The 18,938-nt window shown below is 64.0% G+C and carries 18 protein-coding genes; 13 read left to right on the top strand and 5 right to left on the bottom strand.

What is annotated here, in order from left to right; all coding sequences use genetic code 11:
* Nucleotides 1-40: 40 nt before the first annotated feature.
* The 6 genes from V1289_RS20465 (at nucleotide 41) to V1289_RS20440 (ending at nucleotide 3,828) form a co-directional block, all read left to right on the top strand.
* Nucleotides 41-619 (top strand): NADPH-dependent FMN reductase, encoded by a 579-nt coding sequence (locus V1289_RS20465; RefSeq protein ID WP_334398564.1) that lies wholly within the window; start codon nucleotides 41-43, stop codon nucleotides 617-619.
* Nucleotides 620-625: 6 nt separating this feature from the next.
* Nucleotides 626-1,336 (top strand): orotidine-5'-phosphate decarboxylase, encoded by a 711-nt coding sequence (pyrF, locus tag V1289_RS20460; RefSeq protein ID WP_334398563.1) that lies wholly within the window; start codon nucleotides 626-628, stop codon nucleotides 1,334-1,336.
* 30 nt (nucleotides 1,337-1,366) lie between these two features.
* Entirely contained in the window at nucleotides 1,367-1,669 is a 303-nt protein-coding gene (locus V1289_RS20455; RefSeq protein ID WP_334398562.1) for a DUF1330 domain-containing protein, read from the top strand.
* Nucleotides 1,670-1,823: 154 nt separating this feature from the next.
* On the top strand, nucleotides 1,824-2,639 hold the full coding sequence (gene dapB / locus V1289_RS20450) for a 4-hydroxy-tetrahydrodipicolinate reductase (RefSeq protein ID WP_334398560.1): 816 nt from the start codon (nucleotides 1,824-1,826) through the stop codon (nucleotides 2,637-2,639).
* Nucleotides 2,640-2,677: 38 nt separating this feature from the next.
* Complete coding sequence (locus V1289_RS20445) at nucleotides 2,678-3,301, top strand: 2,3-bisphosphoglycerate-dependent phosphoglycerate mutase (protein WP_334398559.1); 624 nt, start codon at nucleotides 2,678-2,680, stop codon at nucleotides 3,299-3,301.
* On the top strand, nucleotides 3,298-3,828 hold the full coding sequence (locus V1289_RS20440; protein WP_334398558.1) for a GNAT family N-acetyltransferase: 531 nt from the start codon (nucleotides 3,298-3,300) through the stop codon (nucleotides 3,826-3,828). Before V1289_RS20445 ends, V1289_RS20440 begins: the two co-directional genes overlap by 4 nt.
* A 30-nt stretch (nucleotides 3,829-3,858) precedes the next feature.
* Here V1289_RS20440 and V1289_RS20435 read toward each other — a convergent pair whose 3' ends face one another.
* Nucleotides 3,859-5,214, bottom strand: a complete 1,356-nt coding sequence (locus V1289_RS20435; RefSeq protein WP_334398557.1) for a glutamate ligase domain-containing protein — start codon at nucleotides 5,212-5,214, stop codon at nucleotides 3,859-3,861.
* Nucleotides 5,215-5,315: 101 nt separating this feature from the next.
* Here V1289_RS20435 and V1289_RS20430 point away from each other — a divergent pair, with 101 nt between their 5' ends.
* Entirely contained in the window at nucleotides 5,316-6,164 is an 849-nt protein-coding gene (locus V1289_RS20430; protein WP_334398556.1) for an LD-carboxypeptidase, read from the top strand.
* Between the two features lie 22 nt (nucleotides 6,165-6,186).
* Here the strand turns inward: V1289_RS20430 and V1289_RS20425 are convergent, their stop codons facing one another.
* On the bottom strand, nucleotides 6,187-7,083 hold the full coding sequence (locus tag V1289_RS20425) for a bifunctional helix-turn-helix domain-containing protein/methylated-DNA--[protein]-cysteine S-methyltransferase (protein ID WP_334407573.1): 897 nt from the start codon (nucleotides 7,081-7,083) through the stop codon (nucleotides 6,187-6,189).
* 55 nt (nucleotides 7,084-7,138) lie between these two features.
* Nucleotides 7,139-7,660, bottom strand: coding sequence for a DUF2244 domain-containing protein (locus tag V1289_RS20420; RefSeq protein WP_334398555.1), 522 nt, complete (start codon nucleotides 7,658-7,660; stop codon nucleotides 7,139-7,141).
* A gap of 22 nt (nucleotides 7,661-7,682) precedes the next feature.
* On the opposite strand from V1289_RS20420, the gene nth reads away from it, so the two are divergent.
* The 6 genes from nth to V1289_RS20390 all read left to right on the top strand — a co-directional run bounded on the left by nth (nucleotide 7,683) and on the right by V1289_RS20390 (nucleotide 14,611).
* Nucleotides 7,683-8,462, top strand: coding sequence for an endonuclease III (gene nth / locus V1289_RS20415; RefSeq protein ID WP_334398554.1), 780 nt, complete (start codon nucleotides 7,683-7,685; stop codon nucleotides 8,460-8,462).
* Nucleotides 8,463-8,608: 146 nt separating this feature from the next.
* Entirely contained in the window at nucleotides 8,609-9,661 is a 1,053-nt protein-coding gene (locus tag V1289_RS20410) for a type III polyketide synthase (protein WP_334407571.1), read from the top strand.
* Nucleotides 9,658-10,173, top strand: coding sequence for an isoprenylcysteine carboxyl methyltransferase family protein (locus V1289_RS20405; protein ID WP_334398553.1), 516 nt, complete (start codon nucleotides 9,658-9,660; stop codon nucleotides 10,171-10,173). Before V1289_RS20410 ends, V1289_RS20405 begins: the two co-directional genes overlap by 4 nt.
* The gene (locus V1289_RS20400; RefSeq protein WP_442896040.1) at nucleotides 10,170-11,708 is read left to right on the top strand and encodes a DHA2 family efflux MFS transporter permease subunit; all 1,539 of its coding nucleotides are present in this window, start codon (nucleotides 10,170-10,172) and stop codon (nucleotides 11,706-11,708) included. Before V1289_RS20405 ends, V1289_RS20400 begins: the two co-directional genes overlap by 4 nt.
* A gap of 130 nt (nucleotides 11,709-11,838) precedes the next feature.
* Complete coding sequence (locus V1289_RS20395; protein WP_442896039.1) at nucleotides 11,839-12,981, top strand: HlyD family secretion protein; 1,143 nt, start codon at nucleotides 11,839-11,841, stop codon at nucleotides 12,979-12,981.
* Nucleotides 12,974-14,611, top strand: a complete 1,638-nt coding sequence (locus V1289_RS20390; protein WP_334398552.1) for an MFS transporter — start codon at nucleotides 12,974-12,976, stop codon at nucleotides 14,609-14,611. The genes V1289_RS20395 and V1289_RS20390 overlap by 8 nt, the downstream gene beginning before the upstream one ends.
* Nucleotides 14,612-14,624: 13 nt before the next feature.
* Here the strand turns inward: V1289_RS20390 and V1289_RS20385 are convergent, their stop codons facing one another.
* On the bottom strand, nucleotides 14,625-15,365 hold the full coding sequence (locus V1289_RS20385; RefSeq protein WP_334398551.1) for a sulfate transporter family protein: 741 nt from the start codon (nucleotides 15,363-15,365) through the stop codon (nucleotides 14,625-14,627).
* A 7-nt stretch (nucleotides 15,366-15,372) separates the two neighbouring features.
* Nucleotides 15,373-18,810 carry an indolepyruvate ferredoxin oxidoreductase family protein gene (locus V1289_RS20380; protein ID WP_334398550.1) on the bottom strand — a complete coding sequence of 1,146 codons (3,438 nt, stop codon included), beginning with the start codon at nucleotides 18,808-18,810 and terminating at the stop codon, nucleotides 15,373-15,375.
* Between the last annotated feature and the right edge of the window lie 128 nt (nucleotides 18,811-18,938).

Here is an 18,938-nt window from a genome sequence, read left to right as displayed (position 1 = left end):
GCGCCGTCGCGCAGGGCTCGCCTGAACGCGATTTCTAAATATGTCCGCACTGAAAATCCTCGTGATCCCGGGATCGCTTCGCACCGGCTCGCTCAATGCGCGGCTGGCGGCGGCCATCGCCCATGAACTGGCGCAATCGGGTGCCGAAATCACCCGCATCTCGCTGTCGGATTTTCCGCTGCCGATCTATGACGGCGATCTGCAGGCCAAATCCGGCGTGCCGAAAAACGCGGTCAATCTCAAGCGCATGATCGGCGCCCATCATGGCGTGCTGATCGTGACGCCGGAATATAATTCGTCGGTTCCGGCACTGGTCAAAAATACCATCGACTGGGTGAGCCGGGTGCAGGACGGAGGCGAGAGCCGCGGCCAGGTATTTCGCGAGCGGGTATTTGCGATCGCGGCCGCCTCGGGAGGCCGGCTCGGCGGCACCCGCGCGCTGGCGGCGCTGCGGCTGATCCTCTCCGCCTGCCATGCGACCGTCATTCCGAACCAGCTCGCGCTGTCCTTCGCCGATCAGGCCTATGACGAGATGGACCGCCTGAAACTTTCCGCCGATATCGAGGCGCTGAAAGCGCTGGTGCGGCAGCTGATCGAAATTTCCCAACGCATGATGTGAGGTGACATGCAGCCTGCCAAGATCGCTCCGAAAGACCGGTTGATTGTGGCGCTCGACCTGCCCGGCGTAGCCGAGGCGGAAGCGATGATTGCAAGGCTTGGCGACAGCGTGACCTTCTACAAGATCGGCTATCAGCTCGGCTATGCCGGCGGATTACCGCTGGCGCGCCAGCTTTCGGACCGCGGCAAGAAGGTGTTCGTCGACCTCAAGCTGCACGACATCGGCAATACGGTGGCGCGCGGTGTCGAGAGTGTCGCGAAGCTGGGCGCGACCTTCCTCACCGTGCACGCCTATCCGCAGACCATGAAGGCCGCGGTCGAGGCGCGCGCGGGCTCCAGCCTCAAAATTCTCGCCGTCACCGTGCTGACCTCCTACGACGATGGCGATCTCCATGCCGCGGGTTACCGGCTCAACGTCTCCGACCTGGTCGAGGCGCGGGCGCAGCAGGCGCAGGTGCTCGGCGTCGACGGGCTGGTCTGTTCACCTGAGGAAGCCGCCGCCCTGCGCAAGATCGTCGGCCACCAGATGCATCTGGTGACGCCGGGCATCCGGCCGGCGGGCGCGGCCGTTGGCGATCAGAAGCGCATCATGACGCCGGCGCGGGCGATATCGGCCGGCGCGGATTATCTGGTGGTCGGGCGGCCGGTTACCGAAGCCGCCGATCCGAAGCTCGCGGCCGATGCCATTCAGGCGGAAATCGCGCAGGCGCTGGGTTGAGCAAGCTGAACAACAAGAAGGAGAACGGAAATGGCAAAGGGCTACTGGATTGCGCGCGTCGACGTTCACAATGAGGACGGCTACAAGCCTTATGCTGCGGCCAACCCGGCCATCTTCAAGAAATTCGGTGGGCGCTTCGTGGTGCGTGCCGGCAAATTCACCGCCATCGAAGGCGAAAGCCGCTCGCGCAATGTCGTGATCGAATTCCCCGACTACGAGACAGCGCTGGCCTGCTATCGCTCCCTGGAATACCAGGAAAACATCAAGGTGCGGCAGCCGCATTCGAACGCCGACCTCGTCATCATCGAAGGCTATGACGGCCCGCAGCCGTAGCCAAAAAATGCCCACTATCGTGATGCCTGAGAGCGCAGACCAGTTAACGTAGTCTGCGAAAAGCCGACGACTGGCCTGGGCATGACGACGAGCTAACGCCCAATCGGTTGCCGGAACGGCCTGCTCCCGCTATAGGGCGTGAAGAGGTAAAACCATGGCAGACATGCGTTTGATCGTTGCGGGGGCCGGCGGCCGGATGGGCCGCGCGCTGACCCGCGTCATTACCGAAACACCAGGCGCGGTTCTTGCCGGCGCGCTGGAGGCGCCCGGTTCCGAACTTTTGGGCAAGGATGCCGGCACCCTCGCCGGCCTGCCCGAAAATGGCGTCAAACTCTCCGCCGATCTGTGGACGATGACGGCCAATGCCGACGGCATTCTGGATTTCACCGTGCCGGGTGCCACCATCGCCAATGTCGCGATCGCCGCCCAGCGCGGCCTCGTCCATGTCATCGGCACCACCGGCCTGTCGTCGTCGGATGACGCCGTGATCAAGAGCGTCACCTCGCGCGCCATCGTGGTGAAGTCGGGCAATATGAGCCTCGGCGTCAATCTGCTGGCGGCGCTGGTCAAGCGCGTGGCGCAATCGCTCGATGCCGATTTCGATATCGAGATTCTGGAGATGCACCACCGGGCCAAGATCGACGCGCCGTCGGGTACCGCCCTGATGCTGGGCGAAGCCGCGGCTGCGGGTCGCAAAATCGCGCTGGCGGAGCATTCGGCGCGCGGCCGCGACGGCCATACCGGCGCGCGGCGGTCGGGCGATATCGGCTTTGCGTCGTTGCGCGGCGGCACCGTCACCGGCGATCACAGCGTGATCTTCGCCGGCGCGATGGAGCGCATCGAACTGACCCACAAGGCCGAGGACCGCACCATGTTCGCGCAAGGCGCCGTCAAGGCCGCATTATGGGCGCAGGGCAAGAAGCCCGGGATGTACTCGATGGCCGACGTGCTTGGGCTCACTGATTTCTAAGTTTAGCTACCCTTCGAAACGAAAACGGAATCCCTGGAATGAGCGACCGCCTTCTCGTGCTCGTGCGTCACGGCCAGAGCGACTGGAACCTGAAGAATCTCTTCACCGGCTGGAAAGATCCCGATCTCACCGAGCAGGGCATAGCCGAAGCCGAGGAGGCCGGACGCAAATTGAAGGCGCAGGGGCTGACATTCGACGTCGCGTTTACGTCGGTGCTGACGCGCGCCCAGCACACGCTCGATCTGATGCTCACCGAGATCGGCCAGACCGGGCTTCCGACCAAAAAGGACCTCGCGCTCAACGAACGCGATTATGGCGATCTCTCGGGCCTCAACAAGGACGACGCCCGCAAGAAATGGGGCGAGGACCAGGTGCTGATCTGGCGGCGTTCCTACGACGTGCCGCCGCCCGGCGGCGAAAGCCTGAAGGATACGCTGGCGCGGACGCTGCCCTATTACGTGCAGGAGATTCTGCCCGGCGTGCTGCGCGGCGAACGGACGCTGGTCGCCGCCCACGGCAATTCGCTGCGGGCGCTGATCATGGTGCTGGAGAAGCTGACGCCCGAATCGATCCTCAAGCGCGAACTCGCCACCGGCGCGCCGGTGATCTACCGGCTCAATGCGGATTCCACCGTCGCTTCCAAGGTTGATCTGGCGGCGTGAGCGCGGCTGCCGAAATCTCCGTTCTCTTCGCGCCGATTGCGGATGAAGCACTCGAGCAACTCGCCTCCGTGCTGGTCGACTGCGTCGCGGGCGGCGCCAGCGTCAGCTTTATGGCGCCGTTCTCGCAAGATCAGGCGCTGGCGTTCTTCCGCAAGGTTTCAGGCTCGGTGGCGTCAGGCGACACCGTGCTGCTGGCGGCAAAACTCGACGGCAAGATCATCGGCACGGTCCAGCTCGGGCTGGACACGCCGCCCAATCAGCCGCACCGCGCCGATATCAAGAAAATGCTGGTGCATCGCGCCGCGCGCGGCCACGGCATCGGCGCCGCATTGATGGCGCGGGTGGAAGACGAAGCCCGACGTCACGGCCGCTGGCTTTTGGTGCTCGACACCGTTCCCGGCGATAACGGCTATCGGCTTTATCGGCGCGCCGGCTGGACCGAGAGCGGGATCATCCCGGATTACGCGATGTTTCCGGACGGGCGGCTGTGCGACACCGTGCTGTTCTGGAAGCGGCTGGATCGGTGATTGCCACAGCGGTTTCGAGCCAGCGCCGCCTTACGGCGCAAGCCGTCGCAGCAGTTCACGCGCGAATAGTGAAAGCGTATCGTCGCGGGCTCCCATGACCAGGATGCGATCGCCAGGACGGGCCAACTTGACCAGCCTGTCACCGCAAGCGATCCGATCCGGCGGGGCGAAGGCCTTTCGACCGCGCCGCTCGATTTCGCATACGAGTTCATGGCTGCCAACGCTGCGGTCAACCGTGCCGCCGAAATAGACGGGCTCGGGCATCAGCAGAACGTCGTCACCATGCAGGCCGCTCGCAAAGCAGTCCACCAAAGCGTCTTTCATCAAACGGATCGGGCCGTAGCCATGCGGCTGAAACATCAGCAGCAGGCGGCCGGGAAACGCGTGCATGGTTTCGAGCGTGGCCGATATCTTGTCGGGGTTATGGGCAAAATCGTCGATCACCGTCACGCCATTGACAGTGCCCACAACCTCCAGCCGCCGCCGGATGCCACTGAATTCACCCAGATAGAACGCGGCATCTGCCAGCGCCACGCCGCATGCCTTCGCGGCGCAGAGCGCGGCGAGCGCGTTGGCAACATTATGCAATCCTGGAACTTGCAGTTTCACCTCGACGGCCTCGCCGGTGTCGCGGGCCTTGATGCGGAAGGCGATGCCGGCCGGTGAGAGGGCCGGCGACGACGCGAGGAGATCAGCCCGCGCATCGGTCAGACTGTAGGTCGTCGCCTGGCCCGGCTTCAAATCGGGCACGAGTGCCGCGGTCTCCGGATTGTCGAGATTCAGCACGACGGTCTCTGCCTTGACGCTGAAGCCCCGGAACAGGCTACGCAGTTCGTCCAGCGATTTATGATCGAGCGAGATGTTGTTCACGACCGCGATACGCGGCTCAAAAAACGCAATCGAGCCGTCGCTTTCGTCCACTTCACTCACGAATGTCCCGCCCTCGCCGATCCTGGCGCTGGCGAACGGTGAGTCTGCAGCGGCGAAGTTCTTCATATCGGCGCCGTTCATGATGGTTGGGCTCTTCCCTGCGCGATGCAGGATCCAGCCGATCATGCCGACCGTGGTGGACTTTCCGCTCGTGCCGGCGACACCAACGCCCAAGGTGGCCTCGTTGAAGAGGTCGGCCAGAAGCCTCGCGCGCGTGGTAATGGAGGCGCCGACGCGCCGCGCGGCTTGCACGTCGGGGATCGTTTCCTCGACGGCGGCGGAGGTGACCAGGATTTGACCGGCCCGGCGAACGCCGCTGCCATCCTGCGGATGCAGCGAGACGCCGCGCGCGCGCAGAAAATCGAATCTTTCGGTGTTGCGCCCCTGGTCGAGCGCGCGGTCAGAACCCTCGACCCGATCGCCCCTGGCCTGAATGATCAGAGCGAGGGGGGTCATGCCACTACCGCCGACGCCGCAAAAAAAGTAATCTCCAAGCCGGGACATTGGCGGAATCTACAAGCGTTGCCGTTCAAGTGCAACGCGGGCGGGGCGGCAGGATGAGCAAGGAGAAGTGCCGGATCGGCGTCGTCGCGCCGGGGTCGCGGATGTCTCTGGAGGTCGCCGGGAAAGCGCAGGCGCTGGCGGCATCGCTGTATCCGGACAGGCCGCCGGAGATTTTCTTCCATCCGCAGTGTTTTGCTTCGCACGGGCATTTCGCAGGCGATGACGAAACGCGCGCGCAGGCCTTCCTCGACGTCGCCAATGACGAAAGTTTCGACGCGGTGTGGTTCGCACGCGGCGGTTACGGCTCCTGCCGTATGGTGGAGGCGGCGATGGCCGGCTTGACGCCGCCGTCGATGCGAAAGACCTATCTGGGTTATAGCGACGGCGGCACGCTGCTGGCCGCGCTCTATCAGGCCGGCTTCAATTCCGTGGCGCATGGTCCGGTGGTGCAGGACATCGTCCGGGCCGGGGGCGACGCAGCGATCGGACGGGCGCTCGCCTGGATCATCGACCGCGCGCCCGAAGCGTTGGAGCCGGCCGTCCGTCGTTCGGACAAGACGGCGGCATTCAATATGACGATCCTCAGTCACTTGCTCGGCACGCCGCACCAGCCCGACTTCGACGGCCATGTGCTGATGCTGGAGGAGGTGTCCGAGGCGATGTACCGGATCGACCGGTCGCTGTTTCACATCACTGGCAATCCCGGGGTCAGGCGGGCTGCCGGCATCATGCTGGGCCGTTGCAGCGACATCACGCCGAACGATCCGGACTTTGGCATGACCGAAGAGGAAGTCGCCCGCCACTGGTGCCGGAAGTCCGGCATACCCTGGTTGGGCCGTGCCGATATTGGACACGACGCCGGCAACAAGGTCGTGCCGTTCGGGCGCGCCCTCGTGAGCTAGCATGCCCGGAGCATTTCCGCCGTTAGTGCAATCCCACCTGTCCGGCTTCCCAGCCCAGCATCGCCTGCTTGCGGGTGATGCCCCAGTGATAGCCGGTCAGTGCGCCGCCCTTGCCGAGGGCGCGATGGCAGGGCACCACGAACGACACCGGATTGCGTCCGACCGCGGCGCCGACGGCGCGCGAGGCCTTCGGGTTCTGGATCTTGTTGGCGATATCCGAATAGCAGACCGCGCGGCCCATCGGGATCTTCAGCAAGGTCTCCCACACCCGCACCTCGAAATCGGTGCCGATCAGGACCACGCGCAGCGGCTGGTCCGGCCGCCACAGTTTGGTGTCGAAGATGCGCTGGGCGAGGCCTGCCGTGCCGTCGCGGTCCTCGACATAGGTCGCGTTCGGCCAGCGCCGCTTCATGTCGGCAAACGCCGCCGGCTCCTCGCCGGGATCGGCGAAGGCAAGGCCCGCGAGGCCGCGGCCGCTCGCGATCACGATCGCGGTGCCGAACGGCGAGGGATGGAAGCCGTAGCGCAAGGTCATGCCGGCGCCGCCGTTCTTCCATTCGCCCGGCGACATCGCCTCATGGGTGACGAACAGATCATGGAGCCGGCCCGGGCCCGACAGCCCGGAGTCGAGTGCTGCGTCGAGCACGCTGGCGGAGTCGCGCAGCAGGCCCTTGGCGTGATCGAGCGTCAGCGCCTGCATGAATGCCTTTGGCGTCAGCCCGGCCCAGCGGCGGAACAGATGGTGCAGTTCGTCCGGCGTTACGCTGGCGGCTTCCGCCATCGATTCGATGGTCGGCTGCGCGCGCCAGTGCTCGGAGATGAAGGCGATCGCGCGCCGCACCGAATCATAGTCGCGCAGCGCGGCGTTTAGGGGGCCCGGCTTGGTCAGGCGCTGGTCATTTATGGCGAGTGTCATCATGCTCCTTGATGTAGGACGCATCGGTCGTTCCAACCACCCGATTTCCGATAAGCGTTCACGCCACCGGATTATACGTCGGGCCGCGCTTGGCGGCCTGCAGGGCTGCCATTAAGGCCTTGGCAAAACTGGCCTTTTCGTCTGGCCCCAAAAAACTGCCGATCGAGACGCGGCGGCCTCTGGAGACCAGATAAAGCCCTTCGATGCCGAATTCGGCGTGGCTCTTCTGCTCAAACTGCACCCACAGGGGATTGAGCACCCACTCGACGACATGGCCGCGATGGCTGACCCGGCGCACGCGCAATTCCGATGCCGTCACCACGATGTCCTCGGTGGCCTTGGCGCGGCGGAAATTGATCCGGAACGCCCAGTAGATCACCAGCACGTCGAGGCTGAAGAAGCCGAACACCGGCCAGGCGCCCATCATCCAGAACGCTACGCCCGCGACAAAACTGACGACGCTAATGAACGCCATCAGCACCAGAAAGCCGGTGCGGTTGAGCGAACGGTGGGGCGTCAGCCGTGCCGAAAACAGTTTTGGCTCGGGCGGCTCCGGATCAAAGTCGTTGCTAGCGGTCATCACAGGTCAGTATACCCGGATCATGGCCAAAATCATCCGCGCTCAACGCGCCAAAAAAACCAGCGTTCGCTCCGCACCGAGGAAGCCGGCGAAAAAGGCGGCGGCCGGATCGTCGCCCAAATCCGCAGCGCCCAAAAAATCGGTCAAAAAATCGCCAAAGCCAAGGCCCTGGACCTCCGCCGAGGTCCATGAGGCCTTCAGCCGTTTTCGCAACGCCAATCCCGAGCCGAAAGGCGAACTCGAGCACCTCAACCCCTACACGCTGCTGGTCGCCGTGGTGCTGTCGGCGCAGGCGACCGACGCCGGCGTCAACAAAGCGACGCGCGCGCTGTTTCAAGTCGCCGACACGCCGCAAAAGATGCTCGCGCTCGGTGAAGACCAGGTCCGCGACTACATCAAGACCATCGGGCTCTACCGCAACAAGGCCAGGAACGTCATCGCGCTGTCGGAAAAACTGATTGCCGAATTCGGCGGCGAAGTGCCGCGCAGCCGCGCCGAGATCGAAACGCTACCCGGCGCCGGACGCAAGGCCGCCAATGTCGTGCTCAACATGGCCTATGGCGAACACACCATGGCGGTCGATACCCATGTGTTTCGCGTCGGCAATCGCACCGGTTTGGCGCCGGGCAATACGCCGCTCGAGGTCGAGCTTGGGCTGGAGAAAGTGATCCCGTCCGAGTTCATGCTGCATGCGCATCACTGGCTGATCCTGCACGGCCGCTACACCTGTCTGGCCCGCAAGCCGCGCTGCGAGTTATGCCTGATCAACGATCTCTGCCGCTGGCCGGAAAAGACGGTGTAGACTTTTCGCGAGCATCGTCTCTTCGTCATTCAATTTATAGTGATGCCCCGGCGTGCCCGGCATCGGCGGCATCCGAAATATTCGCCACACCGCGAGGTTCATATAACGAGGTACCAGACGCAGGGTGAGTGAGCAGGGTGAGTGATATGAATGACAAGGCCGCACTGGTCTCGCTTGCGACCTCGGTTCCCCCGCATCTGTTTCATCAGAAGCAAATCCTGGAAGCAGCCAGCAAGCTGTTGGCGGACCGCTATCCGCAGTTCGAAACCATGTCGAGCCTGTTTGCCAACACCGGAATACGCCACCGCTACGGCGTCAAACCGATGGAATGGTATCTCGAGCGGCGCGGCTGGCCGGAGCGAACGCGGGCGTTTCTCGAAGGCGCGGAGGCGCTGTTCGTCGACGTCGCGCGCAAGGCGCTGGCGCAGGCGGATCTTTCGGCCGGCGATATCGACACGGTCGTCACGGTATGCTCGACCGGCATTGCGACGCCGACGCTGGAAGCGCGGGTCGCGGGCCAGCTTGGTTTCCGCAGCGACGTGTCGCGCGTGCCGGTATTCGGTTTGGGATGCGCCGGCGGCGTCTCCGGCCTGTCGATCGCTTCAAGGCTGGCGCAGGCGCGGCCCGGCACCAATGTGCTGTTGGTCGCGCTCGAACTCTGCACCCTTGCAGTGCGCCATGATGAATTGACCAAGGCCAACGTCGTTGCTGCCAGCCTGTTCGGCGACGGCGCAGCTGCAGCCATTCTGCGCGCCGGCGACGGCGGCGCGACCCGGATCGAGGCCGCCGGCGAAAAGCAATGGCCCGATACGCTCGACATCATGGGATGGAGCGTCGATCCCGAAGGCTTTGGCGTGATCTTTCAGCGCACGATTCCCGATTTCGTCCGGGACAATATCGGGCCGGCCGTCACGGAAATTCTGTCCCGGATGGCGTTGTCGGCAAGCGATATCAATCGCTTCGTCTGTCATCCGGGCGGCACCAAGGTCATTCTAGCGCTTGAACGGGCGCTGTCGCTCGATCAGGGCACGCTCGACCATGAGCGCGAAGTTATCGCCGACTATGGCAACATGTCGTCGCCCACCGTGCTGTTCGTGCTCGAACGCGCGCGCGCCCACGGCCTGCCGTCGCGGTCGCTGCTGACCGCCCTTGGGCCCGGCTTCACCGCAAGCTGCGTCGCGCTGCGGCACGCTGCGTGAGCCTCGCGGCCGTCATTCTTGCGCTGGTCACGCTGCAGCGGATCGGCGAGCTCGTCTTGTCGCGATACAACACCGGCAGGCTGCTTGCGCGCGGCGCCATCGAGATCGGCGCCGATCACTATCCGCTGGTCGTGGCGGTCCATGCCGCCTGGCTGATCGCGCTGTGGGTCTGGGGTCGCGATCAGGACGTGAACCTCGTGGCGCTGTCGCTGTTCGTCGCGCTGCAGGGCTTTCGCGCATGGATTCTCGCAACGCTCGGGCCGCGATGGACCACGCGCGTCATCGTGCTGCCGGGCGAGCCGCTGGTCGCATCCGGACCCTACCAATATTTTTCGCACCCCAATTATGCCGTCGTCGCCGCCGAGATCGCGCTGCTGCCGCTCGCGCTGCATCTGCCTCTGCTGGCGCTGATCTTCACGGCCTTGAACGCCGCGGTGCTCGTGATCCGGATTCGCGTCGAGGCCCGCGCGCTGTCCGCCGTCGACGGTCAACGCGCATGCAGGGCGCCGTGAGCGAGCAGGCGGAGCCTCGAACGGTCGCGCCGGCCGTGGCGACATGGGCCGGCTTCCTGTTGATGTGCCTTGGCATGTTCATGGCCATCCTCGACATCCAGGTGGTCGCGACCTCATTGCCGGCGATCCAGCATGCGCTTGCGATTTCCCCGGACGCCATGAGCTGGATCCAGACCGCCTATCTGATCGCCGAGGTGATCGCGATCCCCTTGACCGGCCTGTTCACGCGCGTGCTGACCTTGCGGTGGCTGTTCGTAACAGCCGTCTCGCTGTTTACCCTGGCGTCGATCGGTTGCGCCTATAGCGGCCATTTTGCCGTGCTGCTGGTGTTCCGGGTGGTGCAGGGATTTTCCGGCGGTGTGTTGATCCCCGCGGTGTTTTCAGCGGTGTTCCTGCTGTTCCCGCCCCGGCTTCACGCCGTCGCCACCACGGTCGGCGGCGTGGTCGCGGTGCTGGCGCCGACCGTTGGACCCGTCGTCGGTGGCTGGATCACGGAAACCTGGTCGTGGCCGTGGCTGTTTCTGATCAACGTCATTCCCGGAATGATCGCAGCCTCGGCGGCACCGTTGCTGCTGCCGCGTCAGCAAACCGATCTGAACGAACTGACAAAACTGGACGGGTTAACGCTGATCCTGCTGGCGGCGGCGCTTGCCAGCCTCGAGATCGGGCTGAAGGAAGCGCCGCACCGTGGCTGGTGGTCGCTGACATGCATCGGCCTGTTGTCGGCAAGCGCCTTCGGTATCGCCCTCTCGGTCCGCCGCAGCTTGCGATCGGCGCATCCGGTCGTGCAACTCCTGACCTTGAAGCGGCGCTCGTTCGCGGCCGGCTGCGCCTTGAGCTTTTGCCTTGGCGTCGGCCTGTTCGGTTCGGTCTATCTGATGCCGGTGTTTCTCGCCTTCGTGCGCGGCCGTGATGCGTTCGAGATCGGCACCATCATGCTCGTCACCGGGGTCGCGCAACTCGTCACCGCGCCGCTCGCCGCGATCCTCGAAAACCGGATCGGCGCCCGCTTGCTGACGGCTTGCGGCTTCGCTCTGTTCGCGCTGGGGCTGGGCCTGAGCGCGTTTCAGCCTCGCACCGCCGATTTCGACGAGATGTTTTTGCCGCAAGTGGTGCGCGGCATCGCGATCATGTTCTGCCTGTTGCCGCCGACCCGCATTGCGCTCGGTGCGCTCCCGGAAGCGGAGGTGGCGGACGCCAGCGGCCTGTTCAATCTGATGCGGAATTTGGGCGGCGCCATCGGCATTGCTCTGATCGATACCATCCTGTACGGCCGGATCGGAATTTATGCCGAGGATTTTCGCACCCGCCTGCTGGCGGGAGATGTTACGGCCGCGAAGGCGATCGGGCTAAGCGTAGCCACGTTTGTGAACCGGCCGCCGGGACCGCCGGACGATGCTACCGTGGCATTCGTCCGGCCGATGGTCGAAAAAGCCTCGCTCGCATTGAGCATCAACGAGGCCTGGGCGATGCTCGCCTGCGTCGCGATCGCCGGACTGCTGTTGGTGCCATTGGCGCGGAACCGGTCGGGTTGACCCTGCGGCACCAGCCGCGCGGTATGCCTGATCGATCATCTCTGCCAGTGGCCTCACACGACGGTTTGCGGCATGCATCATGCCTTGATAGCCTCGTCCGGCATTCGGAAGAATGAGTGAGGGGATTGCCTTGAGTCAGCAGGAACAAACCAGCCCGCCGCCCGCAATGAAGATAGCTGTGGCGCCGCCTCCGCCGGCTGCTCCTCCGGCCTCACCGCCGCCGGCTGCCTTGCGCAATTCCTGGGGCCGTTTCGCGATTCCGCTGTTCGCGGTGCTAGCCGCATTCGGCTTCATCGCGCTGGCGACGCTGCGCTGGGATGCATGGGTCGGTAATGCCACGGTGCAGACCACGAATGACGCCTATGTCCGCGCCGAGATGACCCGGCTGAGCAGCCGGGTCGCCGGCGAAATCCTCAGTGTTGCCGCCAACGATTTCCAGCGCGTCAAGGCCGGCGATTTGCTGGTTCAGATCGATCCCGCCGACTACCAGGCCCAGGTCGCCCAGGCCGAGGCCAGCGTCGCCGCCGCGCAAGCCGCGCTCGACAATTTGAACAACCAGGTCGAACTGCAATACGCGACCATCGCGCAGGCCGAAGCCCAGCTTGTATCGGCGGCCGCGCAGGAGGTCGAGGCAAAGCAGGAACAGGAACGCCAGCAATCGCTGTCGCAGACCGAATCCGGCACAAGGCAAAAATTCGAACAGGCGACCGCGGCCTACGCCAAGGCGCAGGCCGATGTTCGCGCCAGCCGGGCCGTGATCGCCGCGCAGCGTCACCAGATGGAAGTGCTGGCCGGAACCAAGAAGCAACGCGCCGCCGACGTGCTGGGCGCGCAGGCCGCCCTTGCCTCGGCGCGGCTCAAGCTCGGCTATACCAAAATCGTCGCGCCGTTCGACGGCGTCGTCGGCGAGCGTCAGGTCCAGCCGGGCGATTACGTCAATATCGGCAGCAACCTCATCAATGTCGTGCCGCTGCCCAATGTCTATGTGATAGCCAATTACAAGGAAACCCAGCTCACGCGGGTCAAGCCCGGCCAACCCGTCGACATCACGGTCGACAGTTTTCCGAACCAGAAGCTGCACGGCCGCGTTGAGCGGGTCTCGCCCGCCAGCGGCTCGCAATTCGCGCTGCTGCCGCCCGATAACGCCACCGGCAATTTCACCAAAGTGGTCCAGCGCGTTCCGGTCCGGATCGAGCTCGACAAGAACCAGCCGTTGCTGGAGCGCCTGCTGCCGGGAATGTCGGTCGTGACCAACATTCAGACCGATGACTGACACGATCGCAGCCGACCAGGCGCTCGGGCCGGTCTCGCGCGGCGGCATCGCGCGCCACCCGCTGTTTGCGGTCGCCGCCGTGCTGCTCGGCTCTTTTCTGGCCAATTTCGACAGCCGGCTGACATCGGTCGGATTGCCGGATCTGCGCGGCGCCTTTTCGTTGGGGTTCGACGAGGGCGCCTGGCTCAGCACCGCGGCGATCGGTTCGCAGATCTTCATCGCGCCGGCCGTTGCCTGGCTCGCCACCGTATTCGGCCTGCGCCGCGTGCTTGGCATTCCAAGCCTTGCCTATGCCCTGGTCTCGCTGACAATCCCGTTCGTCCACGACTACACCACGCTGATCGCGCTCAGCGTCGTGCACGGCATGTTGCTGGGGACGTTCGTGCCCGCGACGTTGATGATCGTGTTCCGCAATTTGCCGATCCGATGGTGGCTGCCGGCGATCTCGATCTATTCCATCCGGGTCGGCTTCGCGCTCGACAGCGGCACCTCGCTGGTCGGCTTTTACGTCGATCATTGGGGCTGGCAGTGGCTGTACTGGCAGGGCGTGGCGATCGCGCCGCTGATGGGCTTGATGGTCTATCTCGGTACGCCGGCCGAACCGGTCAACCGCAACCTGCTGCGGGATGCCGACTGGGGCGGCATGCTGCTGCTCGGCACCTCGGTCTCGATGATCTATGCCGGTCTCGATCAGGGCAATCGGCTGGACTGGCTGGAATCCGGCACGGTCATGGCACTGCTGCTCGGCGGCGGCGTGCTGTTTGTCCTGTTCCTGATCAACGAGGCGCTGGTTCCGCAGCCTTGGGCCCACGTCAACGTGCTGTTCTCGCGCAATGTCGGGCTCTCGCTGGTTGTCATTCTGCTCTACACCCTCACCAGCCTGTCCAATTCATCGCTGGTGCCGAACTTTCTCAGCGTCGTCGGTCAGCTCAGGCCCGAACAGACCGGTGTGCTGCTGCTGACCTGGGGCGCGCTGCCGATGTTCGTGCTGGTGCCGGTATCGATCTTTCTGCTGCGGCATTTCGATCCCCGCACCGTGCTCGTAGTCGGGCTCTCGGCTTTCGCCACGGCCAATTTGCTGGGCACGCAACTCAGCCACGACTGGGCGCGCGGCGATTTCGTCACCATCGTCGTTTTGCTATCGATCGGGCAGGCGTTCACCTTGCTGCCGATCATCATCCTCGCTGTGTCCAATTCCGATCCGGCGCGCGCGACCTCGTTCGCCGCCTATATCCAGATCATGCGGCTCGGCGGGGCCGAGATCGGCGTGGCGCTGATGGGGACCTGGCTGCGCGTGCGCGAACAGATCCACTCCAATTATCTCGGACAGCACATTGAAAACGGCAGCGTCGATGTGACCCGCATGCTCAAGCAGCTCTCGGATTTCTTTGCCAGCCACGGCGCAGGAACAGCCGCAGCGCGCGCCATGGGAACGCTTTCGGCCCAGGTGGCACGCGAGGCGAATACGCTGGCCTATATCGACGGCTTCTGGCTGTGTTTCTGGCTGGCGATGGTCGCGCTGTTGCTCACGGCGTTGATCACCCGGGCGCCGCCGGGTCCGTTCACGCCGGCGCCGTTCGGTTTTGCCAAGGGTGTGCTGCGGAAGTGCGGCGTAGCTGTGCCGCCGTAAGCGGCAGATGCCGTCAGCGCGCGGAAACTTCCCGCCGCCGCGCCTGCTCGATCAGTTCCGGCCGCGGGCCGCTCAGTCGCTTGTGCATGTGAACCATGAAGGCCATGCCGAACAACGGCGTCGCCAGATTGACGATCGGGATCGATACGAAGGCTGCGATGATCAGGCCTGCGGTGAAGACGATGGCGGCGTTTTCCTTGCGCATCGCTTTGGCTTCCGCCGGCGAGCGGAACCGCATCGCCGCAAGTTCGAAATATTCACGTCCCAACAGCCACGCGGTCGCGATGAAAAACGCGATGAAGCCGGCGCCCGCGACGAACACGAAGGGCAGCGCGATCAGATAGACCAGGATGGTCAGCAGCGCGGTCTTGACGCCTTCCGGGATCGCTGTGCCGAGCGGCAGCGCGGTGCCGGGAAGCTCCGCCGGATAATGTTCGCGCTCGACATGATCGGCGACGTCGTCGACGAACACGCTGGCGACCAGCGAGGTGATTGCAGGCATCAGGAAGATGCCGCCGAGGCCGGCGGCGATCGAGATGATCCAGGCGAGGACATTGAGGGTCGAGTGGAAGCCGGGGCCCAGCATGGCCTCCGCCCAGGTTTCGCCATTCTCCGCAAGCCAGCTCAACAACCGCTGCAATCCGATCGCCAGCACGCTGACCAGCACCAGCGCCAGCCCGATCGAGCGCCACAGAATGGTGCGCATCGGCGGCGACAGGATTTGCGATAGCGCCTTGACGGCGGCGTCCAACATGGCGGTCTCATCCTTTGTTGCGAAGGTTTGTGATCTTCGCCTTCACCTTTTCGACGGCCACTTGCTTGACCGGTCCATATCCCCGAATTTCCATCGGCAGGGACGCGATTTCGGCCAGCGAACCGGCAGTCCCCGCATGTAGAAGGGGAAGCAGCTCCGTCAAGAGGGCTTCGTACCACGCGATCAAATTTCGTTCCATCCGGCGTTCGTGGGTGTAACCGAACAGGTCCAGCGGCGTGCCGCGCAAAATCTTCAGACGCGCCAGCATCCGGAAAGCGGGCTCGATCCATGAACCGAATTGCCGCTTCAACGGCCGGCCCCGCGAATCCCTGCCCGCGGACAGGAAGGGCGGCGCCAGATGATATTTGATGGTGAAGTCGCCTTCGAACTCGCGCCGCAGTTTGTCCTGGAGCCCGGTCTGCGTATGCAGGCGCGCCACCTCGTACTCGTCCTTGTAGGCCATGAGCTTGAACAATGCGCGGGCCACCGCTGATGTGAGCAACTCCGATCCGGCTGCCCGATCGCGCTCGGTCGCACGAACGCGGTCCACGGTGGCGCGATAGCGCGCGGCATATTCTGCGTTTTGGTAAGATGTGAGGAAATCGGCGCGGCGCGCGATGACCTGATCCAGCGTCTCCTCGGGCTGCGTTTGTCCCAATAGCTGCGCGGTGAAATGTTCATCGGCCACGGCAAGGCGGCCGCACGCAAGCGCCCGCTTGTTCTGTTCGACGGCAACGCCGTTGAGTTCGATCGCCCGCATCAACGCTTCCATCGAGACCGGAACCAGGCCCTGCTGCCAGCCGGCGCCGAGCATGATCACATTGGCGAAAACGGTGTCGCCGAACAAAGCGTCCGAAATCCGGTTGGCGTCGAAACTCCTGATATTTTGCGATCCAATGATGCGCGTGATGCTTTGCAGCCGCATCGGTCCGGCCAGGCTTGCATCCGGATTCCGCACAATGTCGCCGGTCGGCATCTCAGCCATGTTGATGACGGCGCGCATCGCCGGACGATAGGTCGTCGTTGCCTTGGATGAAGAGCTGACGACGATGTCGCAGCCGATCAGCGCGTCGGCGGCGCCGCGATCGATGCGGACCTGATTGATGTCGGAGGGCTCCGCCGAGAGCCGGATGAAACTCATGACCGGGCCGAACTTTTGCGCAAAGCCGGTGAAGTCGAGCACCGACGCGCCCTTGCCCTCGAGATGTGCCGCCATCGTCACCAGCGCGCCGACCGTGATGACGCCGGTGCCGCCGACTCCGGTGACGAGCAGGTTGAAGGGCGTGGTGATCTCCGCGCGTTCGGGTTCCGGCAGCGGCTTCGCCCGGGCCAGCACGTCGATTTCAAGACCCTGCTTCTTGCGCCGCGTAGCGCCTTCGACCGTGACAAAACTCGGGCAGAAGCCGTTGAGGCAGGAAAAGTCCTTGTTGCACGAGGACAGGTTGATCTGGCGCTTGCGGCCGAACGGGGTTTCCTTCGGCTCGACGCTGAGGCAGTTGGATTCGACCGAACAGTCGCCGCATCCCTCGCAGACGAGATCGTTGATGTAGGCGAATTTCGGCGGGTCGGCCAACTGACCGCGCTTGCGCCGGCGGCGTTTTTCGGTGGCGCACTCCTGCTCATAGATCAGGACGCTGACGCCGGGAATCTCGCGCAGCTCGCGTTGAACCGCGTCGAGCTCTCCGCGCGAATGGAAGGTGACGTCGGCGGGAAAATCCCGCGCATTGAATTTCTCGGGCTCGTCGGAAACGAACGCGATCCGCGCGACGCCGTTGGCGCGGACTTCGTGGGCGATGCCGTGGACGCTGATCGGGCCATCGACGGGCTGACCGCCGGTCATGGCGACGGCGTCGTTGAACAGGATTTTGTAGGTGATGTTGGTTTTGGCGGCGACCGCCTGGCGGATCGCCATCGATCCCGAATGATAATAGGTGCCTTCGCCGAGATTCTGGAAAACGTGATCGCGGCCGGTAAACAGCGAGGAGGCCGCCCAGTTCACGCCTTCGCCGCCCATCTGGATCAGCGACGTGGTCTCGCGATCCATCCAGCTTGCCATGAAATGGCAGCCGATGCCGGCCAGCGCGTGCGAGCCTTCGGGCACCTTGGTCGACGTATTGTGTGGACAGCCGGAACAGAAATAGGGCGTGCGGTTCGCGCCGGATATCTCGACGATGCCGGTGCTTTGTGGCGCAAATCTTGCGGCGCGGGACTGCAGGTCGAGATTCGGGAATATCGCATCCAGCCGCCGCGCCACGATCGGCGCCAACAGGCGCGGCGACAATTCGCCGACCCACGGCACCAAGGGTGCGTTGTTCTCGTCGGTCTTGCCGACCATCCATTCCGGCTTGTGGCCGGGATAATCGTAGAAATACTCCTTGAACTGGCTCTCGATGATGCCGCGCTTCTCCTCAATCACGAGGATTTCGCGTTTCTCGCGCACGAATTCCAGCGCGTCGTGGTGCGCCAGCGGCCAGACCATGCCGACCTTGTAGATATCGATGCCGAGCCGCCGGCATTCGGTCTCGCCAAGACCGATGAGCCGCAACGCTTCGATCAGATCGAGGTGAGCCTTGCCGGTGGTGACCAGTCCGTAGGTCGCATCCGGAATGTCGTAGATCTTGCGGTCGATCGGATTTGCCGCGGCGAAGGCCAGCACCGCATTCTTCTTGGCTTCGAGGCGGTGCTCGATCTGCGGACCGGGAAGATCCGGCCAGCGGTAATGCAAACCGCCCGGCGGCATGTCGTATTCGGGCCGGATGAAGTGACGCCGGGCGGGAAGATCGACCGAGGCGCAGGATTCCACGGTTTCCGAAATGGCCTTGAAGCCGACCCACATTCCGGAAAACCGGCTCAGCGCGTAGCCATATTCGCCGAGGGCAAGATACTCGCTGACGCTGGCCGGATTGAGCGTCGGGATGAACCACGCCATGAAGGCGACATCGGACTGGTGCGGCATCGACGACGAGACGCAACCATGGTCGTCGCCGGCGACGACGAGGACGCCGCCGTGCGGGGAGGAGCCGTAGGCGTTGCCGTGTTTCAGCGCGTCGCCGGATCGATCGACACCGGGGCCCTTGCCGTACCAGAGGCCGAATACGCCATCGACTTCGCGCTTCGGGTTGGTCTCGACCTGCTGCGATCCCAAGACTGCTGTCGCCGCGAGGTCTTCGTTGACGGCGGGGAGGAATTCGATACGGCGATCGGCTAAGAATTTTTTGGCGCGCCAAAGCTCCATGTCGACGCCGCCGAGCGGCGAACCACGGTAGCCCGAAACGAAACCGGCGCTGTTGATCCCATCAGCGATGTCGCGGTCGCGCTGATCGAGCAGGATGCGCACCAGCGCCTGGGTGCCCGTAAGGAACACCCGGCCGCTTTGCCTGATGTAGCGGTCCTCGAGCGAATAATGGTCCAGGTTCGGCTGCGGCGCGTCTGATATGTCCAGCATGTCCGTCGTCCTGATGAGGAGGTCGACGGAAGTATCTGCCAATTCACGGACAGGATTTTCCAGATTTCCCGGGAAATACGGGGATTTGGGTATAAATGTTCGGCAATTGGCCATATTCTGGATAAATT

The organism is Bradyrhizobium sp. AZCC 2289, assembly GCF_036924615.1.
Lineage (GTDB): Bacteria > Pseudomonadota > Alphaproteobacteria > Rhizobiales > Xanthobacteraceae > Bradyrhizobium.
This window is presented reverse-complemented; position numbering and strand designations above follow the sequence as displayed.

Coding starts and splice junctions, on each gene's coding strand:
- V1289_RS20465 (WP_334398564.1), top strand. CDS start 41: ATGTCCGCACTGAAAATCCTCGTGATCCCGGGATCGCTTCGCACCGGC.
- pyrF (WP_334398563.1), top strand. CDS start 626: ATGCAGCCTGCCAAGATCGCTCCGAAAGACCGGTTGATTGTGGCGCTC.
- V1289_RS20455 (WP_334398562.1), top strand. CDS start 1,367: ATGGCAAAGGGCTACTGGATTGCGCGCGTCGACGTTCACAATGAGGAC.
- dapB (WP_334398560.1), top strand. CDS start 1,824: ATGGCAGACATGCGTTTGATCGTTGCGGGGGCCGGCGGCCGGATGGGC.
- V1289_RS20445 (WP_334398559.1), top strand. CDS start 2,678: ATGAGCGACCGCCTTCTCGTGCTCGTGCGTCACGGCCAGAGCGACTGG.
- V1289_RS20435 (WP_334398557.1), bottom strand. CDS start 5,214: ATGACCCCCCTCGCTCTGATCATTCAGGCCAGGGGCGATCGGGTCGAG.
- V1289_RS20430 (WP_334398556.1), top strand. CDS start 5,316: ATGAGCAAGGAGAAGTGCCGGATCGGCGTCGTCGCGCCGGGGTCGCGG.
- V1289_RS20425 (WP_334407573.1), bottom strand. CDS start 7,083: ATGATGACACTCGCCATAAATGACCAGCGCCTGACCAAGCCGGGCCCC.
- V1289_RS20420 (WP_334398555.1), bottom strand. CDS start 7,660: ATGACCGCTAGCAACGACTTTGATCCGGAGCCGCCCGAGCCAAAACTG.
- nth (WP_334398554.1), top strand. CDS start 7,683: ATGGCCAAAATCATCCGCGCTCAACGCGCCAAAAAAACCAGCGTTCGC.
- V1289_RS20410 (WP_334407571.1), top strand. CDS start 8,609: ATGAATGACAAGGCCGCACTGGTCTCGCTTGCGACCTCGGTTCCCCCG.
- V1289_RS20390 (WP_334398552.1), top strand. CDS start 12,974: ATGACTGACACGATCGCAGCCGACCAGGCGCTCGGGCCGGTCTCGCGC.
- V1289_RS20385 (WP_334398551.1), bottom strand. CDS start 15,365: ATGTTGGACGCCGCCGTCAAGGCGCTATCGCAAATCCTGTCGCCGCCG.
- V1289_RS20380 (WP_334398550.1), bottom strand. CDS start 18,810: ATGCTGGACATATCAGACGCGCCGCAGCCGAACCTGGACCATTATTCG.